We start from the raw sequence: 19,950 nt of genomic DNA on the forward strand, positions 1-19,950 counted from the left end.
GTCGCGCCGCTGACCCTTCCAGTCTCTCCCCTCACCCCCAGTCCCTTTCCGATAGGAGCAGCGATACGAGCAGTCTGCCCTGGGGAAGGTGCTGCAGCTAGGGGGCAAAAATATCATCAGAAGCATTAGATGCTGGCGAACCCTTCAGGCAGTGGCTTTTTTCTTTCTAAAACGGGCTTATCTGCCTTCAATAACCACTGTGCCCTGGCCGAAAGCTTTTTGAAAAAGGGATCCGAGAGGATACTTTTTTCTTCTAGCTGTGGGATCCACACATGTTGCCTCTTGGGATCGCTTTGGATCTCGATTTTGCTCGAAGTGAGCAAGTGATCAGTTAATCTCGCCGAGATCTCTGACCAGTCGATTTCCTGCCCTAAGTAGAAGCTATGTTGCTCAAGAACGCAACCGATAATCTTGCTTAGGAGATCGTCCTCTACGGGTTTGAAAAAGCAGTTGTCGTGAATGTAGATTTGGTGGACAACTCTATTTCCAAGCCTCTCTTGGTCGACAACAAGAAAGTCTTTGCCTTCAAATCGGATTTCTAATTCATAGGCGACGGCATCAGTTAGCAAATATTCAGTAAAATGTTTGGAAAAATTTTCTCGGCAAAGTTTCTGAATAGGAGACTGTTCTAGGCATCTTACACGATCCGATAGTCCTTCTAAATCTGGAGAGCAGGCCAGCAATAAAACATTATCCTGATACTCTCCATAAATCTTTGAATACCAGATCGCGCCGACGTTTTTAAATGGCTCTAAAATGACTCGCAAAGACACACTTGCGCCGCTGAGAGATAGGTTGGGGTAGCTAAGCTGGGTGAGCCGTTGCCGCGACCACCAGTCTTGAAGCTGCAGGTCGATCATGGGATCCCGCCCAGCCAGCGCCGCCAGCTCCACCAGGGATCCCCTCTCTTGCTGGCCCTGAACAGCTCGGCCACTTCTTCGCCGCTGGGCCGAGCCCTAAAGGTTTTGAGGACGCTGTAGAGGCCGGGCTCTTCCTGCTGCCACACGCTCCAGGGATCCGGGTAGGCGCGAAACAGGGCTCCTTCTACCAGCGAGCGCAGGTAGTAGCTGGTCTCAAAGGTGCTCAGGAAGCGTTGCCGCAGCCGGCGCCCGGCCAACCCCACCCCCACTGCGGCGGCATCCTGAAGTTGCGGGTTGAGGAGAACGACGGGCTTGGGATCCCGGCCTTTGGCCGCCAGCCCAGAGGGATCGCCGCCGCTCACCAACTGGCAAACCCGCTCCACCTGATCCAGGCTGTAAACCGCCGGCATCACGAACAGGACACTTTGTTCTGGCGTAGGTTGGGTGCGGGCAGTCAGGCTCTGCAGTTGGATCCCGTCGGGGAGGGATCCCCATTCCCGCTGGGCCAGGGCCGCTCCGCCGGCATCGCTGAACAACACCAAAGCCGGTGGCGGCACCAACTCCAAAAATGGACGAGCCAAGACTTCCGGCTTGATGTCGGGGGCCAGGATCTCGATGAGCAAGCGGCGGTATCCCGCTTGCAGGGCCAGGCGTGTGGCCTGGATGGCCTGCTCGCAGGCTTGGGCCAGATCGCCGGGCAGGTGGGGAAATTGGGTCAGTTGCAGTTGCTCGGCCACAGTCCAATCCAACTTAGATTCAATAAGATTCAAAAGACGCTCAGCCGGATAGGTCTTCCCAAGCTCTGTGGGTAAGCAGCTCCTCCAGCACCCGCACCCCCCGCAGTTGGTTGGAAAGGGGCAGGTGGCCCTTGGGAGCGGACAGATCCCAGGTGAACTCGTCGGGATAGCGAGTCCAGTGGTAGCCTTGCTTCCAGCCAATCAGCGGCCAGAGGCGCTCCCAGTTGCGGTTGACCCCCAGCCAGAGTTGCCGCTGCACCGAGTAGCCGAAGCGATCCCCGGAGGCCGCCCGCCACAGGCCATCGATGGTGCGCAGATCCTCTGCCGGGATCCGGCTCACCTCGGAAAAGTACAGCCAGCCCCGCCGCGCCGCCCCCTCCCCCGCCGCCCGGCACAGCAGTTGCAGGCTCAGCCGATCCGCTTCCAGCCAAGCTCCCGCCGCTAACAACTCCTGCAAAGGCCGGTAGTCGATGTTCAGGGCTGAAATCAGAGGGACTGTCACCATTGCCGTTGCAAAGGGTTTCTTTCGAATTCTAGTCCCTGTCGGCCAGCCCCTCAGCTTTCGGGCGGGTACTGGGGCGGATTCCCAAAGAGGATGCGATAGCCAATATAGGCCACCCCCAACAACCCCGCCAGGATCCACAGAAAGGCCGAAAAGGGTAGGTAAGAGAAAAAGACAACATAGACCCGGCGGCTGAGCCAAGAGAGGATGAGATAGACCGCCGCCAAAATGCTGATCCCTTGCAAGGTGCGGAAAGCCGGCACCCGCGAGAGGGGCATGCGCTGCCGTGCCACCCAGATGGAGCTAAGGAAATAGTAGGGAGGCACCAGCAACAAGAACATATCCGCCTGCTTGACCACCGCCTGCCAGCCGGCCGTGTTGGTGGCATAGGCCAAGTAACCGGCCCAGAGGACAAGGCTTGCCGCTGCTAAGCCAATGTTCAAGCTGAGCAAAAAAGGCTCTTCCCACTGCCCTGGGATCCAGTGGCAGAGAACCCAAACCAACCAAGGAGCTGCAAAGAGCAGGATGGCAATCGTTAAGCCGTTGGCGTTGAGCTGGGTAAAAAATGTTTCCAGGGTCATGACGGCTGAGGGGACGGGAGGTCACTTTCAAAAATAGTAGTGTAGTCCCATCCCTCACCAGAATCCGTAAGTAATACCCTGAAAAATTACAGCCAAAACATTGCATCCTCGCTGGGTCAGGGTTTCCGGGCGCGCGAAACGGGATCCTTTTGCTAGGGCACTACTGAGTACATCTGGAGGGATCCCGCAGGGCACCCACAAAGTGATAGGGGGGCAGGGACTCGCTCCAGTCCAATTGCCAGTGGGGGTGTGCTGCTACCCAGGTTTGGGCGAGCTGGGCTGCCATTTCCCGTTCGGCAGGGGTGAGCAAGAAGTAAAGCCGCAGGACTTCTCCCGGCTGCGGATCCCCTCTTTGCACTGGCCAGGTAGAAGGCCAAAGCTGCTGCAGGGCCGCCAGCTCCTGTTCTTGCCGCTCTTGGGCCTGTCGTTGCTGGAGATAGGCTTGTTTGCGGGCCAACAGATAGGCTGTGCCGCTGGGAGCGGGTTGGGGATCCGGGGGGGGCTGGGGCGACAGTTTTCCTTTCAGGCAGTACTCGGCTCTTCCCCCGATGGCCGCGAGGGCCTGTTCGTACTCCGCCTGCTGGGCCAATAGGTGGGATCCCAGCTTTTCGGCTGAGAGAAAGCAGGTGCCAAAGCGCAGGGGCAGCAGCGGCATCTGGGCAAACAGCCGGCAGATCACCTGGTCGTGGCGCAGGGCAGAACGCAGCAGCACCTCATCCGAAGCCTGCAGCGACGCAGGATCCGGCATCGGCTCCACAGCAGCGGCAATTCGGCCTCCTGTGGGAGAAAACACCTGCAGCGGCCCGCGGATCCCTTGAGTTTGTTGAATGAAATGCCAAAGCGGCGCGTCTGGCATCGGCAAGAAGGCATAGGTGTAAAGGGGGCTGCCGGCGCTCTGTTCGCTGGGTTCCGGTAAAACTGGCATTGGCTCGGATCGAGGCGTAGACTTTTCCTCTCAGTCTAAGCAAACTTGCTGGCGCTTTTTGCCCTGGGGGGCTGCTACTGGCGACCTGAAGATGCGGTAGACTAACCTGGCAGGGTTTTTCAGGTCTGGGGTGTTCAGGGCCGCAAGGCTGCCGGGGGGTAGGTGGGATCCTCTCTCTCCGTGCCTCTACAGGTAAAACTATGACCAGCCGCTCAGACTTCAAACCCTTGGAAACCTTTCAAAAAGAAGAGATCGAACGCTTGCGGGATCTGCTTCCCGCTTCTCTCCGGGCCTTGATCCGCGTTGTCCCCCACTCGGGAGGTGAGGCCCTGTTGTTCTCCCGCCGCAAGGCCCCTTGGCAGCCGCAGGGCATCATTGCCATCGATTTTCGCCGCTGGCAAGGGATCCCGCAGCCGCAGCGGGATCTGCTGTTTTTGCGGGAGGTGGGCTGGTTCGACAACCGCAACTGGCTACAGCCGGGGTTTTACCAGTCGCTGGCCTTGCTTGGTGGCATCACCACCGTGGCAGAGCTCTCTTTGCAGCACCCGTTTTCTGCCCTGTTGGCGGGGGGCATCACGGCGCTCTCGGTGCGGCAGATCTGGCAAAACCTGAATCGGGAGAGCGCCCATTTCGATGCCGACGAGTTTGCCTTGCGCCGCGCCCAGTTCCGCGGCTACACCCGCCAAGAGGCAGCCCAACACCTAGCAGATGCCCTGGAGCAGGTTCTCAAGCTGGATCCCACCGATATCCTGACGGCACTGCGGCTGCAGCGGCTGAGAACCATCGCCCGCAACCTCACCCCCTCACCTGGGAGCTCCTGAGCACAGGTGCACCTGGGTGATGGCGATCCGACCGGAGAAGCAGATATCGGTATCGGTCTGGGGATCGCGGGCTCGCTCTGCGTAGCGCCCCTGGTAGCGAAACCACAGCGATGCCAAGCCTTCCCCCTCTGCTTCTACGGCGTAATCGAGTGGCAGCGGCTGCGTGCAGAGGGGGCAGTAAACTCGCTCCGGCAAAGGGGATCCCGGTGGCAGGTGGGGCAAGTTGACATTCCAGAAGGAGCCGGCTGGCAGGGGTTGTTCCATCAGCTCGGCCAGGATCTCCCGCGTCCACCGCTGGGCCTGCTCCCAATCGATGGGTTGGCTCCCTGCCCGATACTGGGAAATGGCGATCCCTCCGATCCCACGCAGCGCCGCCTCCCGCACCGCCGCCACCGTGCCGGACAAGTACACATCCGATCCCAGATTCCCTCCCTCGTTGATGCCAGAAAGCACCCAATCCACGGCAGGGGCGAGCTTAAACAGGGCCACCCGCACACAGTCGGCAGGGGATCCCTCGACGGCAAAGGTGCGCTCGCCGCGGGCCCAGGCGCGAAAGGGCCGCCCCGTCGTTACCTGGTGGCTACAGCCGGAAATCGGCTGGTGGGGGGCCACAATCCAGCAGTTTTCCTCGGCAACGAGAGCGCTGAGGGCCAGTCTGAGGTGTGCCAGCCCCGCCGCCTCGATGCCATCATCGTTGGTCAGCAATACCTTCATCTGAATTCCTCTACCGGCAATTCCTGGGTTAGCCTAAATCGCAAATCTCCGTTGGGATCCAAATCTGGAGATCTGAAGTGCAAAGGCAAGGCGGATCCCGTTCTTCTTCTAACCTATCCCTAAGGGGTTGGCGTCTCCTGCGCCGCAGCCCTCGACCCATGACCATGAACTGATACCGGAGGATTGCCATGACCACACGGGTAGCCATCAACGGATTTGGCCGCATTGGCCGGTCGTTTTTGCGGGCGCTGCTCTCCCAGCCGGGGCGAGGGCTGGAGGTGGTGGCGGTTAATGATCTCACCGAGCCGGAGAACTTGGCCTACTTGCTGCAATTTGACTCCGCCTACGGGCGCCTGCCCCAGACGGTGAGCGTTGTGGATGGCCACCTGCAAGTCGGCAGCCACAAGATCCGGGTTCTGGCAGAACGGGATCCGGCGCAACTGCCCTGGAAAGACCTCGGGGTTGACCTGGTGATAGAGTCCACCGGCCTGTTTACCAAGCGGGAGGGGGCGGCCAAACACCTAGAAGCCGGCGCCAAGAAAGTGATCATCTCCGCCCCTGCCAAAGGCGCCGACCTGACGGTGGTGATGAGGGTTAACGACGACCAGTACGACCCAGAGCGGCACCATATCGTCTCCAACGCCTCCTGCACCACCAACTGTCTGGCGCCGCTGGCCAAGGTCTTGCTGGATCGCTTCGGCATCGAGACGGGCTTTCTCACCACCTGCCACGCTTACACCGCCACCCAGGCCATTGTGGATCGCCCGGATCCCAAGGACTATCGCCGGGGCCGCTCGGCGGCGGTGTCGATTGTGCCTTCCACCACTGGGGCAGCTACGGCAGTTGCCGAGGTTTTGCCTGCCCTGAAAGGGAAGATGGACGGCCTGGCGCTGCGGGTGCCCACCCTAACCGGCTCGATTGTGGACTTTGTCGTGCGCACCGAGCAGCCTATCACCAAAGAGGCGGTCAACCAAGCCTTTGTGGAGGCAGCAGAAGGGCCGATGCGCGGTATCCTGGCCATTGCCCCGCCGCACATTGTCTCGGCCGATATCATCGGCGATCCCCATTCTTCGATTGTGGATCTGGAGTCGACGATGACGCTGGGGGATCGCACCGTGAAGGTGCTCTCCTGGTACGACAACGAGTACGGCTATGCCTCGCGGCTGGTGGATCTGGCGGCGAAAATGGCGGCTGCGCTAAAGAGCTCAATCCCAGCCTAGGTCAGTGCGCTCCAGCCAGGAGCTATCCAGGGCAGCCAGCGCCTCAGCTGCGGCTATGCCGGTTTCGGGGTGGCGCCAATGGGGAGCAATCTCGCACAGCGGGGCCAGGACAAAAGGGCGCTCCATCATGCGAGGGTGGGGCAGGGTTAGCTCAGGGCTCTTCAGGATCCGGTTGCCCATTGCCAGCAGATCCAAGTCCAGGGTCCTGGCCTCCCAGCGGATGCGCCGCACTCGCCCTGCCTCCTGCTCGATGGCCAGCAGCGCCCTCAGCAACTCCAGGGGCGATTGGTAAGGGGGAAAGGGATCCAACGCCACCACAGCATTGAGGTAGTCGGGCTGGCCGGGTGGCCCCCCTTGGGCGGGGCTGCGGTAGAGGCTGGAGCGAGCCACCACCTGGCCCAACCTGAGCAACTTCTGCCCAGCCGAGCGCAATTGCTGCAGCGGATCCCCTAGGTTGCTGCCCAGGGCAATGTAGGCTAGGTCGGGCTGCATCGAGGGTTAGCTATTGGAAGAACGGTGGCGGACAATCTCCACGTAGACATCGTCGAACAAACCGGGCAGGGGGGCTTGCGGCTTGTGCACCCGCACCGTCAGGGCTTCCACCTGGGGATAGCTTTGCCACAGCCGCTCAGCAATCCGGTCTGCCAACGTCTCAATCAACCGGTAGCGCTGCTGGGTCACCTCTTCCCGCACTGCCTCGTACACCTGGGCGTAGTCCACGGTGTGGGCCAAGTCATCCTCTTGGGGAACCAAGGCAAGCTGCAGCTCCACATCCACTACAAAGCGCGCCCCCAACAGGGCCTCCTCAGGACGATAGCCGTGGTGGGCATGGAAGCTAAGACCCCGCAGCACCAGCCTAGTTTGGCTCACAGTGCAGCCCTTCCCAAGCCGCTAGAGCGGAGACATGAGCAGGGACGTTGTGCGCCCGCACCAGGGTAGCGCCCCGGCTGGCGGCAAAGAGGTGCACGGCTACGCTGGCGCTATCCCGCTCTTTGGGCACAGCAATGCCGGAAAGCTGGCCAACAAAACTTTTGCGCGAGGCTCCCACCAGCACCGGGTAGCCATAGGCCACCAGCCGCGGCAGCGCTCTGAGGAGGGCAATGTTCTGCTCGGCGGTTTTGGCAAAGCCCAGGCCGGGATCCAAAACCACGCTGGGAACACCGGCTGCCAGGGCCCGTTCCGCTTGATCCTTGAGAAACCCAAAAACTTCTCCCTCCAGATCCTCGTAGTGGGTAAGCTGCTGCATGGTGCGGGGCTCTCCCCGCATGTGCATGATGATTGCCGGCACCCCCTTCTCGGCACACAGCTGCATCATCTGCGGATCGCGCAGGCCGGTGACGTCATTAATCATGTGCGCTCCAGCCGCCAGAGCTGCCGCTGCCACCTCCGTTCGGCGCGTATCGACGCTGATGAGAATGCCGGATCCTTCTAGAGCCCGAATTACAGGCAAAACCCGGTCGCACTCCACCTCTACCGGCACCGGCTCTGCCCCCGGACGGGTGGACTCGCCGCCGATATCCACAATCAAGGCCCCCGCCGCTGCCATGGCTCTGGCTGCCTGCACGGCAGCTTCCACGGATCCCCACTGGCCGCCGTCGCTGAAGCTATCGGGGGTTACATTGAGTACCCCCATCACCGCCACACCCCGCCAGGAAAGGCAGTACCCCTCCGGTGTTTGTTCTGCCCCAGGCAGGGGACGGCGAGAGAGCAAGCTGGTAACGCCCATAACTCCTGCAAGCTAATTCGCTGTCAGAGCAGCCGCCCCAGATAGGACCAGCGCGTGCCTAGCTGAATTCTAGAAGTAGGGAAGCGCAGGGGGCAGTAATCTATACAGATCCCTCGCTCCGTTTGTTTTGGGGTATTGCTAGGTGTCTCCCGTGAAGGGGAGGAGTGGCTGCGTGGCGCGGGCCGCGGTTGTGTATCTGCCTTGGTATGACCCTCAGTTGGTTGAGTGAGTGAGGGGAAACGTCACCTGAGGTCGGCAAAAAGCCATACCTAGGAGGGATCCCCTGCCAGCCTAAGGCCAAGGAGTAGCCTTAGCTCGCAGAGGAACCCCTCCCGCTTGAGCTAAAACATGATGTCGTCTTCCGAACGACCCCAGATGCACCAGATGATGGAGGCAAAAATTGCTAGGTAAACCCAGGCCATCGGCCCGTATTGCAGCAGATCCATCAATACATCCCTTAAAGTACTTGTTTATCTAGTCCAATTATTGTGATGTTTCGTTACAGCGTCAACAGTTTTCTCAGGAAAACGGTTGCGTCAAGCAGACCCCTTGGAAGCAGGGATCCCTGGCTAGATAAGTCGTTTTGCCTAGAGGCACTGCTGAGAAACCACGGCTTGGCTGAATAGGCTAGGGAGTCCTAGACATGGAAACGGAAGAGCATCACATCTCCTTCCTGAACCACGTAGTCTTTGCCCTCGCTGCGCACCAAGCCCTTTTCTCGGGCGGCACTCAGGGATCCCGCTGCCACTAGGTCCTCATATGCTATCGTTTCCGCCCGGATAAAGCCCCGCTCAAAATCCGAGTGAATGACCCCCGCTGCCTGAGGAGCAGTGGCACCGGCAGGGATTGTCCAGGCGCGGGTTTCTTTGGGGCCGGAAGTAAAGTAGGTGCGCAGGCCCAGCAGCTCGTAGGTGGCGCGGATCAAAGATTTCAGCCCCCCTTCTTTCACCCCCAGCGAGTCTAGATAAGCCTGTCGCTCTGCAGGCGGCAGCTCCACCAATTCCGCCTCCACCTGGGCTGAGACCACCACCACACGCGCCCCTTCTGCCTGGGCCACTTGCCGCACCTGCTCTACCCAGTCGTTGCCAGTGGCTAGCTCCGTTTCTGCCACGTTGGCGGCATAGATCACCTTCTTGCGGGTGAGCAGCCCTAGCCCTTTGATGGAGGCCTCCTCTTCTGGGCTGAGGGGCACCAGGCGGGCCGGCTTGCCCTCGTCCAAAGCGGCCTGCAGCTTCTCCAGGGCCTGCAGCTCTACTTGAGCCGTTTTGTCGGACTTGGCCTGTTTGCGCACCCGTTCTAAGCGCCGCTCGATCTGGGCCAGATCCGCCAGGGCCAGCTCCAGGTTAATCACGCCCATGTCTCGCACCGGATCCACGGAGCCGGCCACATGCACGATGTTCTCATCTTTGAAGCAGCGCACCACATGTACGATGGCGTCCACCTGGCGGATGTGGGAGAGAAATTGGTTGCCCAGCCCCTCGCCTTTGCTGGCGCCGGCCACCAGGCCAGCAATGTCAACAAACTCAATCTGGGCGGGGACGATTGCCGCCGAGCCGCTGATCTTGGCCAGCACCTGCAGGCGTTCATCCGGCACTGCCACCCGTCCTATGTTGGGCTCAATGGTGCAAAAAGGGAAGTTGGCCGCCTCGGCCTTGGCATTTTCGCAGAGGGCGTTAAATAGAGTCGATTTGCCCACATTGGGCAGGCCAACAATTCCAGCTCTGAGCATCGAGATCGCGGAAGAAAAACTAGGGTAATGGAAAGGGATCCGTTGCGAAACTTTAAGGTCGCTATTTTGACGTTAGCATTTGTCGCCTCTGGCTGCTGCGTTTACCAAGAGGGCGGCTCTGCGGCAAGCTGGGCAAGGTTTTTGGAGTTGCCCTCAGACCCGCTCCAAAAAGGCCACCCCCTCTACATGGCCTGTTTGGGGAAAGAAGTCGGCCGCTCGCCATTGGGTTAGGCGGTAGGATCCCTCGGCCATGAGAATTTGCAGGTCGCGCGCCAAGGTGGCAGGGTGACAGCTAATGTAGACAAGGCGCTGGGGTTGTCGCTGCTTTAGGATCTCGAGTACCTGCCGCTCGCAGCCGCGCCGCGGCGGATCCAACACCACAATATCGGCAGGAGGCAGAGTTGGCAAAACCGTTTCCACTGCGCCCTGGAAAAATTGGGCCGAGGGGATGCCGTTGAACTGGGCATTGTAGCGGGCCTGGGCCACCGCCGCCGGCAGGACTTCCACCCCTATCGCCCGTTTGGCCCGCCGGGCCAAGAGCAGGGTTAGGGTGCCGATGCCGCAGTAGGCGTCCAGGACGATCTCCTCGCCGCGCAGCTGGAGCTGATCCACTATCCAGGTAAAAAAGGCCTCCGCCTGCTCCGTGTTGACTTGAAAGAAGGAGGTGCTGTCAATCCAAAAGGAAAGACCGGCCAATTCTTCCCGCAGGGATCCCCGCCCGGCAATCACCTCCGTTTGCGGGCCAAAGATGGTGTTGGTGCGGGCCGGGTTGAGGTTGAGACAAACCCCCACCAGGTCGGGGTAGCACTGCATCCAGCGCTTGGCCCACCTTTCTAGGTGGGGCAGGTCGCGGCTGCAACTGACCAAGGTGAGGAGCACCTCGCGGGTGCGGCGACCAATGCGCAAGCCCAAGTGACGCAGATGGCCCTGGTGGCGGCTTTCGTCGTAGACGCTCCAGCCGGCCTCCTGCAGATCCCGCTTAATTTCCCGCAAGAACACATCCAGCCGCTCGTCCTGCACAGGGCACTGGTTGAGGTTCACCAGGCGGTGGCTGCCCGGTCGGTAGTAGCCCATGCGCAGCGGCTGGCCCTCTGCTTTGGCAATGGGGTAGGTGACCTTATTGCGGTAGCGCAGCGGCTGCGGGGATCCCAAAATCGGGACAGGCTCCGGCAGAGTAAGACCGCCAATTCGTTCCAGCGCATCCCTGAGGATCTGCTGCTTGGTAACCAATTGCTGAGCGTAGCTGACGTGCTGCCACTGACAGCCACCGCACTTGTCCGCCACAATGCAGGCCGGCCGCACCCGCTGCGGCGAGGGAGCTATGAGGGAGCGAATTCGCCCGACCAGATAGTTGCGCTTGATCTCAGTTATCTGAGCCACCACGCGATCCCCTGGCACCGCTTGGGCGACAAACACCACCCGACCCCGCCCGTGGCCAAGCGTATGGGCAATGCCATCGCCCTCAGGGGTTAGGTCGGTGATCTCCAGGGATAGGAGATCCCCCGGCTTGATGGGATCAGGGGCCAGAGAAGGGATTGGCTGCTCCATGGAAAAAGGTGGTTGACGTTCTCCCCAGCCCTATTCGCGCAAGCGGGACAGAGTCCTCAGGGCGGGGCCTGCGCCGCCAAAGTTTTGGTCAATCGAAATCGGGTGAGACCATCCAAAGCTAAACTCGATACGTAAGAAAATCCGGCAACCGAAACAGAGTAATCCCAGAAAACCCAAGGGAGGAACTCTATTGTGGCATTGACCGGGGTGCCTGGGGATCCGCCGGAACCCTCTTTGCCTGGCTGCAGCGGAGCTCGAGGCTGGCCCCCCAAGCTGCGCCCAAGAGCAAGGTGATCAACAGGTGAAGGCGGCCATCCAAGATCACCACATCCAAAAGCCCCGCAGCAAAAAACGCCGTCAAGGCCAGTAAAACTCCCAAGAGGATCTCGTCTTGGGAGCAACGCCAGGCTCGCCAGCCCCGCGCCAAGATCCAACCCCAAAGGGCCAAGTAGCCCAGCAGCAGAGGGATCCCGCCTTCTGCCGCCAGATGGAGGTACAAGTTGTGGCAGTGGCCCAGCAGCTCTGGCGGATCCTGGGCATTGTAGAGGGCAGGAAAGCTCTGCCAGCCCCAGCCGGTCAGGGGCCGCTCCCACACCATCTGCAGGGCAAAGCGCCAGGCATCGAGGCGGTTGGCCGTCGAGCTGAAATAGGGGGCCTGGGGGTCAAAGGTGTCTGCCAACCGGCTCCAGATCAAGGAAGGGACAACCGCCCGCCAGCCGGGCCAGTCCAAAGCAGCGGCCAAGCCGGCTAATCCCAAGCCGGCCAGGAAGGCGAGCCCCCACCAGCAGCGCCGCAGGGCCAGCCCAATCAGTAGCGCCAGCCCCCCTGCCCCCCAGCCGTTGCGGGAGGCTGTCAGCAGCAACAGCAGGGATCCTAACCCCAGCAGCGCCGCCAGCCCTGCTCTGGTGGGGTGAGATTGAGTTGCCCCCCACAGCCCCGCCGCCAAGCCCAGATGGATCACAAGATAAATGGCCAGGAGATTGGGGGAGGTGAAGGCTGCCGCCGGGCGCTCCCCACCGGCCACGCCCGTAATCCAGAGCGGCCCCAAGAAGAGATGCCCCTGCCACCCCCACAGCACTTCTCCCCAGCCCAAGAGCAGCATCAGGCCACTGCCCAGCACCAACACCTGCGCCAGGCAGCGGCGGCTGAGGGGATCCCTCAGCGCTGCAGCAAAGGCCGGCAGCATCAGGAGAAAAGGCCAGTAGTTGAACATCCCCGGCAAGCTCAGCCGCCAGTCCTCCCCCAGCAGCGCTGTCACCACCACCGCCAGGCTCAGCAGGCCCGCCAGCCAAAAGCCGGGATCCCGCCGGATTTGCTGCCAGTAGCGGCCATAGCTTTGCACCGTCCCCACCACCGCCAGCAACAGACTAGGGGCCAGGTTGACCGGGATCAGCGCCGCCGAGCCCAACAGCCAGCCCTGGAGCTGCCAAGGCCGGGGGGACGGCGGCAGGTCTTTAGAGGCAACTGAGGCAGAAAAATTACTCATCGTCGAGGGGGATCCCCGCTCGTACCCGCCCCTGGCCAAAGTAGCGGCCAAACTGCAGCTCGTACACCTCATCTTCATCTTGCGTTTCCACCCACAGCTCGGAGCGGGCATAGCCCACGCACAGCAGCCCGTAGCCCTGCTCCTTCAGCTCCCGCGAGATCCCCATTGCCTCCGGCTGGTAGAGGGATCCCTGCCGGATCCGCACCGCACAGGTGGTGCAGGCGCCGTTGCGACAGGCAAAGGGAAGCTGGATCCCTTGGGCTTCGGCAGCCTCCAGGATGTATTGGTCGGCAGGCACCTGGATGAAGTAGTGGGCGTCTTTCTGGCGGTCGTGGATGTGAACCGGGTAGGAATGCATGGAGAAGAAGGGCCTTTTCCCCCGATGAGGAGACTTCTCCATGATCCCACAAGATTTGAGTGGAGTTGGGCTACTGCCCAGCTCCATAGGATAAGCTGAAGGCAGGGCCCCCAGGAGAGCAGCCTATGCTAGAAACTCCCAATTCCCCCATGCCCTCAGTGGAAAAACTGCCAGCTACCTTCTCGGCTGAAGTTTTTAACAAGCTCATCGAGAGCAATACTGAAACTCGTCCCTGGGGCAGCTTTACGGTGCTGGACGAGGGCCCCGGCTACAAGATCAAGCGGATTGTGGTGCTGCCCAAGCATCGCCTCAGCCTGCAGATGCACTACCACCGCAGCGAACACTGGATCGTCGTGGCCGGCACCGCCAAAGTGACCTGCGGCAATGAAGAGCGGCTGATCACCACCAACCAGTCCACCTACGTGCCCCCCTGCACCAAGCACCGCCTGGAAAACCCCGGCGTCATCCCCCTGGTGATCATCGAAGTGCAAAACGGCCAGTACCTGGGCGAAGACGACATTATCCGCTTCAGCGACGACTACGCCCGCGCCGACAGCGGGCAGTCGACCTCATCCTGAGCCCGTCCTAGAAGGGGAAAACGGTCATCAGCAGCAAGGCGGCCATCAAGCCCAGCGCCACCTGCACCGCCTGTCCAAAGGCCGGATGGCTGGTCACCACTTCGCCATAGCGGCTCTGGAAGCGGGACAGATCCAGGTAGGGAGCTATCCCCCGCCGGAACCATCCCACCACCGTCCCTTCTTGACCCACCAGCCTGCCTGCCCGGCTGGCCCCAAACAGGAAGTTGCCCAGCGGCCCAAACCGAGAAACATAGCGCAAGAAAATCATCCCCGTCTCATCCTGGAACTTGAGATCGGAGCCGAAGCGATAGCCCGCATCCCCCCGCCCGATCACCCGCCCCTCTAGCTGCATCGGCAAGCCGCGCAAGGGGCTGGCGTAGGGGTTGCTCATGGCCTTCAACACCGTCAATGCCGGCGGGTTTTCCAAGCTGGGGTACATCACCGTCATCTTCAGCAGCAGGCCCAAGCTGGCTCCCGCCAGAACCAGGCCGGCAAACATGCCGTAAGACCCCGCCTGCAGAGCGGGGATCCCAAGCACCATCCCCAAGATCGCCCCCAGCCACTCGGCGTTTAACAAAACCACGTCCAGAAGAAAATTGCCGTAGAGCTGCTGGCGGTTGAGCTGCTTGCCCTGGGCCACCACGCTGGCCATGTCGAACTCCACCGGCAGATCCAGTTGTTCGGCATAGGTGCCCAGCGCCCGCACCCGCTTGCCGGTGAGGGGATGGGTGGAGTTCAGCTCCATCCACCCGGCCCAAGGGTTAAACAGATCCCACAAAAACACCCTGCCCACCTGGCTGGGATCCGCGGCCACCCGGTAGGCTGTCCCCGCCATCACCGCCGCCTTGGCATCGTAGATCCCCAAGGCCCGTGTGCCTTCCAGCAGGCGAGCGCTGCGCTGTCGGGTTTCCTCATCCTGTTGCCGCTCCCCTTCTTGCACAATGCCAAAGGCTATTTTCACCAGAGCCCGCGAGAGGGCATTGGGGTTGCCGGTGATTTCGGCGGCAAAGTGATCGGCAAAGTACTCCCGCACCCGCGACAGGTACAGCACCAAGTAGGAGCCGGCCACGTAGAAAAAGTAGGCGACCAGAGCCAAGGAACCTATGTTTTTGCCCCCTCTGCGGTCTCGGCGCGTGTCGCGCAGGTAGACGTAGAGGAGGTAGAGAATCTGCACCAACGTGGAAGCCAGGGTCATGACAGCAAAATCCCAGTGGATCACATGCCCCAGCTCGTGGGCATAGACCGTGGCCACCTCCTCATCTTCCAAGTAGGTGAACAACCCTTCGCTGACGACGATGCGGGCCGTATCCGGCAGGCTGCCATAGGTAAAAGCAGTAGGGTTTTGGTCGCGGATCAAGCCCAGCTTCGGCTGCTTCAGCTTGTACTGGCGACAGACGCGGGCGATCACCTCCGCGCTCTCTGGGCTGCGACGCCCAATTTCCGCCAAGCTCACCCACTGGGTGCTGTAGAGGCTGTGCTGGATCCAGTCCATCAACCAGGGAGACAAAAAGAAAATGAGGGCGTTGAAGGCCAGGGTGAGCAGAACGGCGGAAAGAAAAGAGCCAAAAGAGAACCCCCCTTCCAAGGTGCCGAAAACGGCCAGGGCCAACACAAACACCATGCCGAACAACAGGCTCAGGGTCACGCCGGCGGCCAGAGTGAGGTTGCCAGCAAAGCTGGCCAAAACCAGCGAGACCCCTGTCTGAGGAGCGCGGTACCGGCGTCGGGTCTGACCGGTTCTGAGATTGGAGGTGGCGGGATCCAAGTCGGCCAAGGCGCGGCTGGGGTTGAAGCAATAGCGGCTCAGCCAAACGCTCAACAGGCGCAGCTCGTGGGGATTGAGGCTTTTCAAGGGCTCTAGCCACAGGGCCGCATCCACCGACAGCATTGCCGTCGAGACAGCACCGGGGTTGCGGAACAAGGTGGGCAACAGGGGCAGCACTTCTTCCTTTTGCCCAGCGGTGAGGTTATGAAAACCCAAGACCGCCTGGCGCACCACGCTGGAGGGTTGAGGCAGGTCAGCGGTGAGCAACTGGCGGTCTTGGACAAAGCAATAGCGGCTGAGATCTGGACTGTCGGCGGGATCCCCCCTGCCCGTCGCCGCTTCCGGAGCCAGCCTCACCTGAGTTTTCCAGTTGGCCTGCTGTTGGCCGATGGGGCGGCTGTAGAGAGCCAAGCGCTTGACTTGGGGATAGCGGCTGGGAATTGCCTTCTGGAACCAGGCCGTCAGCCTCTCATGGTCGAGAGCAACGTGAGCAGGGTGGTTGATCATGATCACCAAAGCGTAATCCCCAGGACTGCTTTGGAGGGGCTGGGCCTTCACCTGAACTCTCAGACGCAGGTCTGCCAGAGCTTGCTCTAGCCACTGCGCCAATTCCTGCTCGTTCATGGCCGTCTCCCGGAGGGGGTAGGGTAAGCTGAGCTATTGCTTCAATTGCCAATGGCTTTCGACTTTACAGCGGCTATTCTGGCATTTTCTCTACCAAGGGATCCCCATCTCCCCCCAAACCCAGTACAGAACGCCCAGGGCAAGCATTTATCCAGGAGCTGAGCTGCAGAAATTGTTTGGCTACAAGATCGAGCGCTGTCCCTCCGGGCTGATGCCGATGATGGTGAGCTGGCAATCCAGCACTTTAAAGCCGTACTTTTCAGCCACCTTCTGGCTGATATTCAGGATGGCGTTGTTTTTGAACTCAATGACCTTGTTGGTCTTGATGCACACCAAATGGTGGTGGTGGTGGGGGGCCGGCTGGTTGATCTCGTAATGCTTGTGGCCTTCGGTCAGTTCCAGCTCGCGCAAAATGCCCATGCGCGCCATCAGCTTGACGGTGCGATAGATGGTGGAAAGGCTGATGTTGTGGCCTTCTTCCCGCAGCTTTTTGTGCAGCTCCTCGGCGCTCAGGTGAGTCCCCTCAGGCAAGTTTTGAAAGGTCTGGAGGATGATTTCCCGCTGCCGAGTGGCTCGCCAGCCTTTGGCATTTAGCTCCGCTTTGAAGGCTTCTTCCGTGTAGACCATGATGCCCCCCTCCGCTGTTGGGCAACGTCGCCGTAACAGTCAATAAGTTCTGTAATTGATAATAGCCTCATTTAAGATAGCGCCACTGACTTTCGGCTGCCAAAGGGATCCTGTTGCCTTCTTGAGAAGCAACGGCAGCGCCTGGGCCGGCAGAAGAAGGGGTGCGGGAAACCGGATCCCGCGTCTATTGGAAATGAGCTAGCCTACAGGGTATGCCCAGGTGGCCTTATAGTTCGAGTGAGTCTGGGCTAACATAACTCGGGAAAAGGCCCGCGGCATCCCGGCGGCGTTGCTAAGCGTAGTCAATACGGGAAGGGAAAACAAAGATGCGGTTTGAGCAGCCCAAAACCTATTCCATTTCTCTAACCGGCTGGGGCTTCTGGCTGGGATCCCTGGCCTTGGCAGCTTTGCTGACCCGTGTCGGGCTGGGGTGGCTGGTCGCCGGGTTGGTGGCTCTGTTGCTGTTCTTGCTCTCTCTGCCGGTGCTGGTGCTGCTGGCCTTTCGCTGGTGGGCGCGCCGCTGGATCGCCACGGATCGCTGCCCGGTGTGTGGGTCCGAGTCTCAGGCCATCGAGGGCAGCCGCTTCTTTTGCCCCAGTTGTGGCGAGCCGCTGTTTGTTGCCGATGGCCATTTTTATCGGCAAACGCCCCCCGGCACCATCGACGTGGAGCCGCTAGAAGAAAGCGGCTGGGAGTTGCCAAGCTGAGGGCTCCGCTCTGGGGGTGGGTTGGCGTTTTTAGAGGGCATTTTGGGTGAAAAGTGCTCCGCAACGCTATTGCCAACGACAGCGGCCGGGCTGGCGGCTGGTTGCGATCTGGGGGGGGACGCTCTCGGCGGCGTTCCTTCTGCTGAGCTCAGCTCAGGCGACGGCGCAGGGATCCCTGCAACCTCAGGTGGAGACCTACCTGGCCCAGTTGAGCGGCCGCGGCTTTGCTTCCACGGCCCAGGGGGTTTGGCTGCAGAGGGGCGACGAGGTTTTGGGGCAACATCAGGGATCCAAGGCTTTGCCGGCGGCCTCCCTGACCAAGGTGGCCACCACCCTGGCTGCTCTGCAGCAGTTTGGCCCGCACCACCGCTTTGTGACCACCTACTTGGCAACCGGTTCGCTGGGAACGGACGGAGTTTTGCAGGGCGATCTCTGGGTGCTGGGGGGGGAGGATCCCTTCTTTGTCTGGGAGGAAGCCTTCGCGGTGGGGAACGCCCTCAACGCCCAGGGGATCCGCCAGGTGCGCGGGGATCTGGTGGTGGTGGGCCGCTTCTACATGAACTTTTCCCGGGATGGGGCCCGTTCGGGATCCCTGCTGCGCCAGGGGCTGGAGGCCCGCCTCTGGCCCCCGGAAGCCCAGGCGCAATTCCAGACCTTGCCCCCCGGCACCCCCAGGCCGCAGGTGGAGATTTTGGGGTCGGTGCGAGTTGCCCAGCAGATCCCTTCGGAGGCCCAGGTCTTGCTCAGGCATGAGTCGCCTCCCCTCATTCACCTGCTCAAGCTGATGAACCTCTACAGCAACAATGCCATGGCCGAGATGCTGGCAGAGGCGGTGGGAGGAGCGGCCCAGGTTGCCCAAATAGCCCGCGCTGCAGCAGGGATCCCGGCAGAAGAGCTGCACCTGATCAACGGCTCGGGATTGGGGGTGGAAAACCGCATCTCCCCGCGGGCCAATGTAGCCATGTTGCGGGCAACCCAGGCGTTGCTGGAAGAGCGCGGCTTGTCGCTGGCGGATGCCTTTGCCGTCGTCGGCCAGGATGTGGGCGTGCTGGAGCGGCGGCTTCTGCCGGGGATCTTGATCGCCAAGTCGGGCACCCTGAGCGGCGTCAGCACCTTGGCGGGCGTGTTGCCAACTGAGCGGGGCGATATCTGGTTTGCCGTCATGAACGGCGGGGCCAACTTGGCCGACTTGCGCACCTGGCAGGGAGAGTTTCTCAGCCGGCTCCAGTCCCGCTGGGGATCCCCCGCCGCCTTGCCCGAGCGCTGGCTGCCTCGTCCCTTAGATACGAGATCCCGCAGGGAGTCGAGCCCTCGCCTTTGACGGTTTGCCTGGGAGGGGTCGCCTCAGCAGCAAAGCGCCTGGGGATGGCAAACCCTCGCAAGCCGGTTTCAATTCAGCCAGAAGCCGCAGGAGCCCCGCCCCCCAGTCCCCCCGTGTACGGGGGGATATAGGGGGGATTGAGGGGGCAGTCGGAGTCGGGTAGTTTACAGCCCTTCTCCGGAGAGGGTTGCGGCGATGGGGCGTACAGGAATCGAACCTGTGTAAGGCAAATTATGAGTTTGCTGCCTAAACCGCTCGGCCAACGCCCCTTCTTCTTCTACTTTTTACTCTAGCGCCCTTGTTCTTTCCAGAACCGGTGAAAAAGAGCCCCGCTACAGGATAAGCTGCATGTCGGTGGTTAGCGGACAGCAGAGACCATGGCATCAGCGCGTTCCTGGCAGAGGCAACTGGCTTTAGGCTTGGGGCTGACTGCCTTATCCTTGGTTCTCGGTTTGGTTTTTTGGGCCGTTGGGCAGCACTATCTCCCCTGGAACGAAGCCGCCTCTGTGGACTGGCAACCCACCGGCCAGAACCTGGCTCTGTCTCCTGCCCTGGAAGCGCAGACGGTGCCGTCCCCCCCTGAAGCGCCTTCCGCCGTCAACAACCCGCCAGAGGGATCCCCGCTACAGCTCTGGCTTGTTACCTTTTTAACCGTGTTTGTGGCGGAGATGGGCGATAAGACTCAGTTGGCCACCTTGCTCATAAGCGCCCAGTCCAAGTCTCCCTGGGCGATCTTTTTCGGCTCTGCCAGCGCCCTGGTGACCGCCAGTTTGCTCAGCGTAGCCTTAGGGGGATCCCTGGGGCAGGTGATCCCGGCAGCCTGGCTAGAATGGTTGGCTGGCCTCGGCTTCCTGGCAATCGGGAGCTATGTTCTCTGGCGAGAATGGCAAGGGAAGCGTGAGCCCTCTGGAGGAACCGAGGATGGCCTGCCAGGGAAAATTGACACTCCCACCCAGGGGATTCTTACGCAGCCCAAAATGGACTCGCAAAGGCGCTGTCAAGACGCCCCTAGACAGTCCTTTGAGGCATAACCTCAAAGTTCTGCTTACTTCGGACTTAAGTTCCTCCAGGTTAGTTATTGCCGCGCGGGTTTTGCACCGCAGTAGGTTGTTTTCCTGGAG

General features: G+C 60.9%; 21 protein-coding genes and 1 tRNA gene. 6 read left to right on the forward strand and 16 right to left on the reverse strand.

Annotated elements, in window-relative coordinates; genetic code table 11:
* Positions 1–125: 125 nt before the first annotated feature.
* The 5 genes from CYA_RS00055 to CYA_RS13630 form a co-directional block, all read right to left on the reverse strand.
* Complete coding sequence (locus CYA_RS00055; RefSeq protein ID WP_041438007.1) at positions 126–893, reverse strand: hypothetical protein; 768 nt, start codon at positions 891–893, stop codon at positions 126–128.
* A complete protein-coding gene (locus CYA_RS00060) occupies positions 857–1,597 on the reverse strand; it encodes a DUF1995 family protein (protein ID WP_011428938.1) in 741 nt (246 codons plus the stop codon). The genes CYA_RS00055 and CYA_RS00060 overlap by 37 nt, the downstream gene beginning before the upstream one ends.
* 40 nt (positions 1,598–1,637) lie before the next feature.
* Positions 1,638–2,102, reverse strand: coding sequence for a GUN4 domain-containing protein (locus tag CYA_RS00065; protein ID WP_011428939.1), 465 nt, complete (start codon positions 2,100–2,102; stop codon positions 1,638–1,640).
* Between the two features lie 50 nt (positions 2,103–2,152).
* The gene (locus tag CYA_RS00070; RefSeq protein ID WP_011428940.1) at positions 2,153–2,680 is read right to left on the reverse strand and encodes a hypothetical protein; all 528 of its coding nucleotides are present in this window, start codon (positions 2,678–2,680) and stop codon (positions 2,153–2,155) included.
* Between the two features lie 160 nt (positions 2,681–2,840).
* Entirely contained in the window at positions 2,841–3,605 is a 765-nt protein-coding gene (locus CYA_RS13630) for a GvpL/GvpF family gas vesicle protein (protein ID WP_011428941.1), read from the reverse strand.
* 200 nt (positions 3,606–3,805) lie between these two features.
* On the opposite strand from CYA_RS13630, the gene CYA_RS00080 reads away from it, so the two are divergent.
* Positions 3,806–4,426, forward strand: coding sequence for a DUF3318 domain-containing protein (locus tag CYA_RS00080; protein ID WP_011428942.1), 621 nt, complete (start codon positions 3,806–3,808; stop codon positions 4,424–4,426).
* On the opposite strand, the gene surE is transcribed toward CYA_RS00080, so the two are convergent.
* Positions 4,409–5,140 (reverse strand): 5'/3'-nucleotidase SurE, encoded by a 732-nt coding sequence (surE, locus tag CYA_RS00085; RefSeq protein ID WP_011428943.1) that lies wholly within the window; start codon positions 5,138–5,140, stop codon positions 4,409–4,411. The genes CYA_RS00080 and surE overlap by 18 nt on opposite strands.
* 188 nt (positions 5,141–5,328) lie before the next feature.
* Here surE and gap point away from each other — a divergent pair, with 188 nt between their 5' ends.
* Positions 5,329–6,360, forward strand: coding sequence for a type I glyceraldehyde-3-phosphate dehydrogenase (gene gap / locus CYA_RS00090; RefSeq protein ID WP_011428944.1), 1,032 nt, complete (start codon positions 5,329–5,331; stop codon positions 6,358–6,360).
* On the opposite strand, the gene folK is transcribed toward gap, so the two are convergent.
* The 7 genes from folK to CYA_RS00125 all read right to left on the reverse strand — a co-directional run bounded on the left by folK (position 6,346) and on the right by CYA_RS00125 (position 13,207).
* A complete protein-coding gene (gene folK / locus CYA_RS00095; RefSeq protein ID WP_011428945.1) occupies positions 6,346–6,852 on the reverse strand; it encodes a 2-amino-4-hydroxy-6-hydroxymethyldihydropteridine diphosphokinase in 507 nt (168 codons plus the stop codon). The genes gap and folK overlap by 15 nt on opposite strands.
* Positions 6,853–6,858: 6 nt before the next feature.
* Positions 6,859–7,230: a dihydroneopterin aldolase gene (folB, locus tag CYA_RS00100; protein WP_011428946.1), complete on the reverse strand. Its 372-nt coding sequence runs from the start codon at positions 7,228–7,230 to the stop codon at positions 6,859–6,861.
* Positions 7,217–8,086, reverse strand: a complete 870-nt coding sequence (gene folP / locus CYA_RS00105) for a dihydropteroate synthase (RefSeq protein WP_011428947.1) — start codon at positions 8,084–8,086, stop codon at positions 7,217–7,219. Before folP ends, folB begins: the two co-directional genes overlap by 14 nt.
* A 637-nt stretch (positions 8,087–8,723) precedes the next feature.
* Entirely contained in the window at positions 8,724–9,815 is a 1,092-nt protein-coding gene (ychF, locus tag CYA_RS00110) for a redox-regulated ATPase YchF (protein WP_011428949.1), read from the reverse strand.
* Positions 9,816–9,968: 153 nt separating this feature from the next.
* Complete coding sequence (rlmD, locus tag CYA_RS00115; protein ID WP_011428950.1) at positions 9,969–11,363, reverse strand: 23S rRNA (uracil(1939)-C(5))-methyltransferase RlmD; 1,395 nt, start codon at positions 11,361–11,363, stop codon at positions 9,969–9,971.
* 187 nt (positions 11,364–11,550) lie between these two features.
* Positions 11,551–12,849 (reverse strand): O-antigen ligase family protein, encoded by a 1,299-nt coding sequence (locus CYA_RS00120; RefSeq protein WP_071813484.1) that lies wholly within the window; start codon positions 12,847–12,849, stop codon positions 11,551–11,553.
* Entirely contained in the window at positions 12,842–13,207 is a 366-nt protein-coding gene (locus tag CYA_RS00125; protein WP_011428952.1) for a 2Fe-2S iron-sulfur cluster-binding protein, read from the reverse strand. The genes CYA_RS00120 and CYA_RS00125 overlap by 8 nt, the downstream gene beginning before the upstream one ends.
* Before the next feature lie 125 nt (positions 13,208–13,332).
* Here CYA_RS00125 and CYA_RS00130 point away from each other — a divergent pair, with 125 nt between their 5' ends.
* On the forward strand, positions 13,333–13,785 hold the full coding sequence (locus CYA_RS00130) for a phosphomannose isomerase type II C-terminal cupin domain (protein ID WP_011428953.1): 453 nt from the start codon (positions 13,333–13,335) through the stop codon (positions 13,783–13,785).
* A gap of 7 nt (positions 13,786–13,792) precedes the next feature.
* Here CYA_RS00130 and CYA_RS00135 read toward each other — a convergent pair whose 3' ends face one another.
* Together CYA_RS00135 and CYA_RS00140 are read right to left on the reverse strand one after the other, a co-directional pair.
* The gene (locus tag CYA_RS00135) at positions 13,793–16,174 is read right to left on the reverse strand and encodes a M48 family metalloprotease (RefSeq protein ID WP_011428954.1); all 2,382 of its coding nucleotides are present in this window, start codon (positions 16,172–16,174) and stop codon (positions 13,793–13,795) included.
* 180 nt (positions 16,175–16,354) lie between these two features.
* Positions 16,355–16,801 carry a Fur family transcriptional regulator gene (locus CYA_RS00140; protein ID WP_011428955.1) on the reverse strand — a complete coding sequence of 149 codons (447 nt, stop codon included), beginning with the start codon at positions 16,799–16,801 and terminating at the stop codon, positions 16,355–16,357.
* 326 nt (positions 16,802–17,127) lie between these two features.
* Between CYA_RS00140 and CYA_RS00145 the strand changes: the two genes are divergently transcribed.
* Together CYA_RS00145 and CYA_RS00150 are read left to right on the forward strand one after the other, a co-directional pair.
* On the forward strand, positions 17,128–17,508 hold the full coding sequence (locus CYA_RS00145) for a hypothetical protein (RefSeq protein WP_011428956.1): 381 nt from the start codon (positions 17,128–17,130) through the stop codon (positions 17,506–17,508).
* Between the two features lie 46 nt (positions 17,509–17,554).
* Positions 17,555–18,829 (forward strand): D-alanyl-D-alanine carboxypeptidase, encoded by a 1,275-nt coding sequence (locus CYA_RS00150; RefSeq protein WP_011428957.1) that lies wholly within the window; start codon positions 17,555–17,557, stop codon positions 18,827–18,829.
* 196 nt (positions 18,830–19,025) lie between these two features.
* Here CYA_RS00150 and CYA_RS00155 read toward each other — a convergent pair.
* Positions 19,026–19,098: transfer RNA gene (locus tag CYA_RS00155), tRNA-Ile, on the reverse strand.
* Positions 19,099–19,281: 183 nt separating this feature from the next.
* Between CYA_RS00155 and CYA_RS15660 the strand changes: the two genes are divergently transcribed.
* On the forward strand, positions 19,282–19,860 hold the full coding sequence (locus CYA_RS15660; RefSeq protein ID WP_346426257.1) for a TMEM165/GDT1 family protein: 579 nt from the start codon (positions 19,282–19,284) through the stop codon (positions 19,858–19,860).
* The last annotated feature ends 90 nt before the right edge of the window (positions 19,861–19,950 follow it).

Origin of the sequence: Synechococcus sp. JA-3-3Ab (assembly GCF_000013205.1) — a bacterium.
Lineage (GTDB): Bacteria > Cyanobacteriota > Cyanobacteriia > Thermostichales > Thermostichaceae > Thermostichus.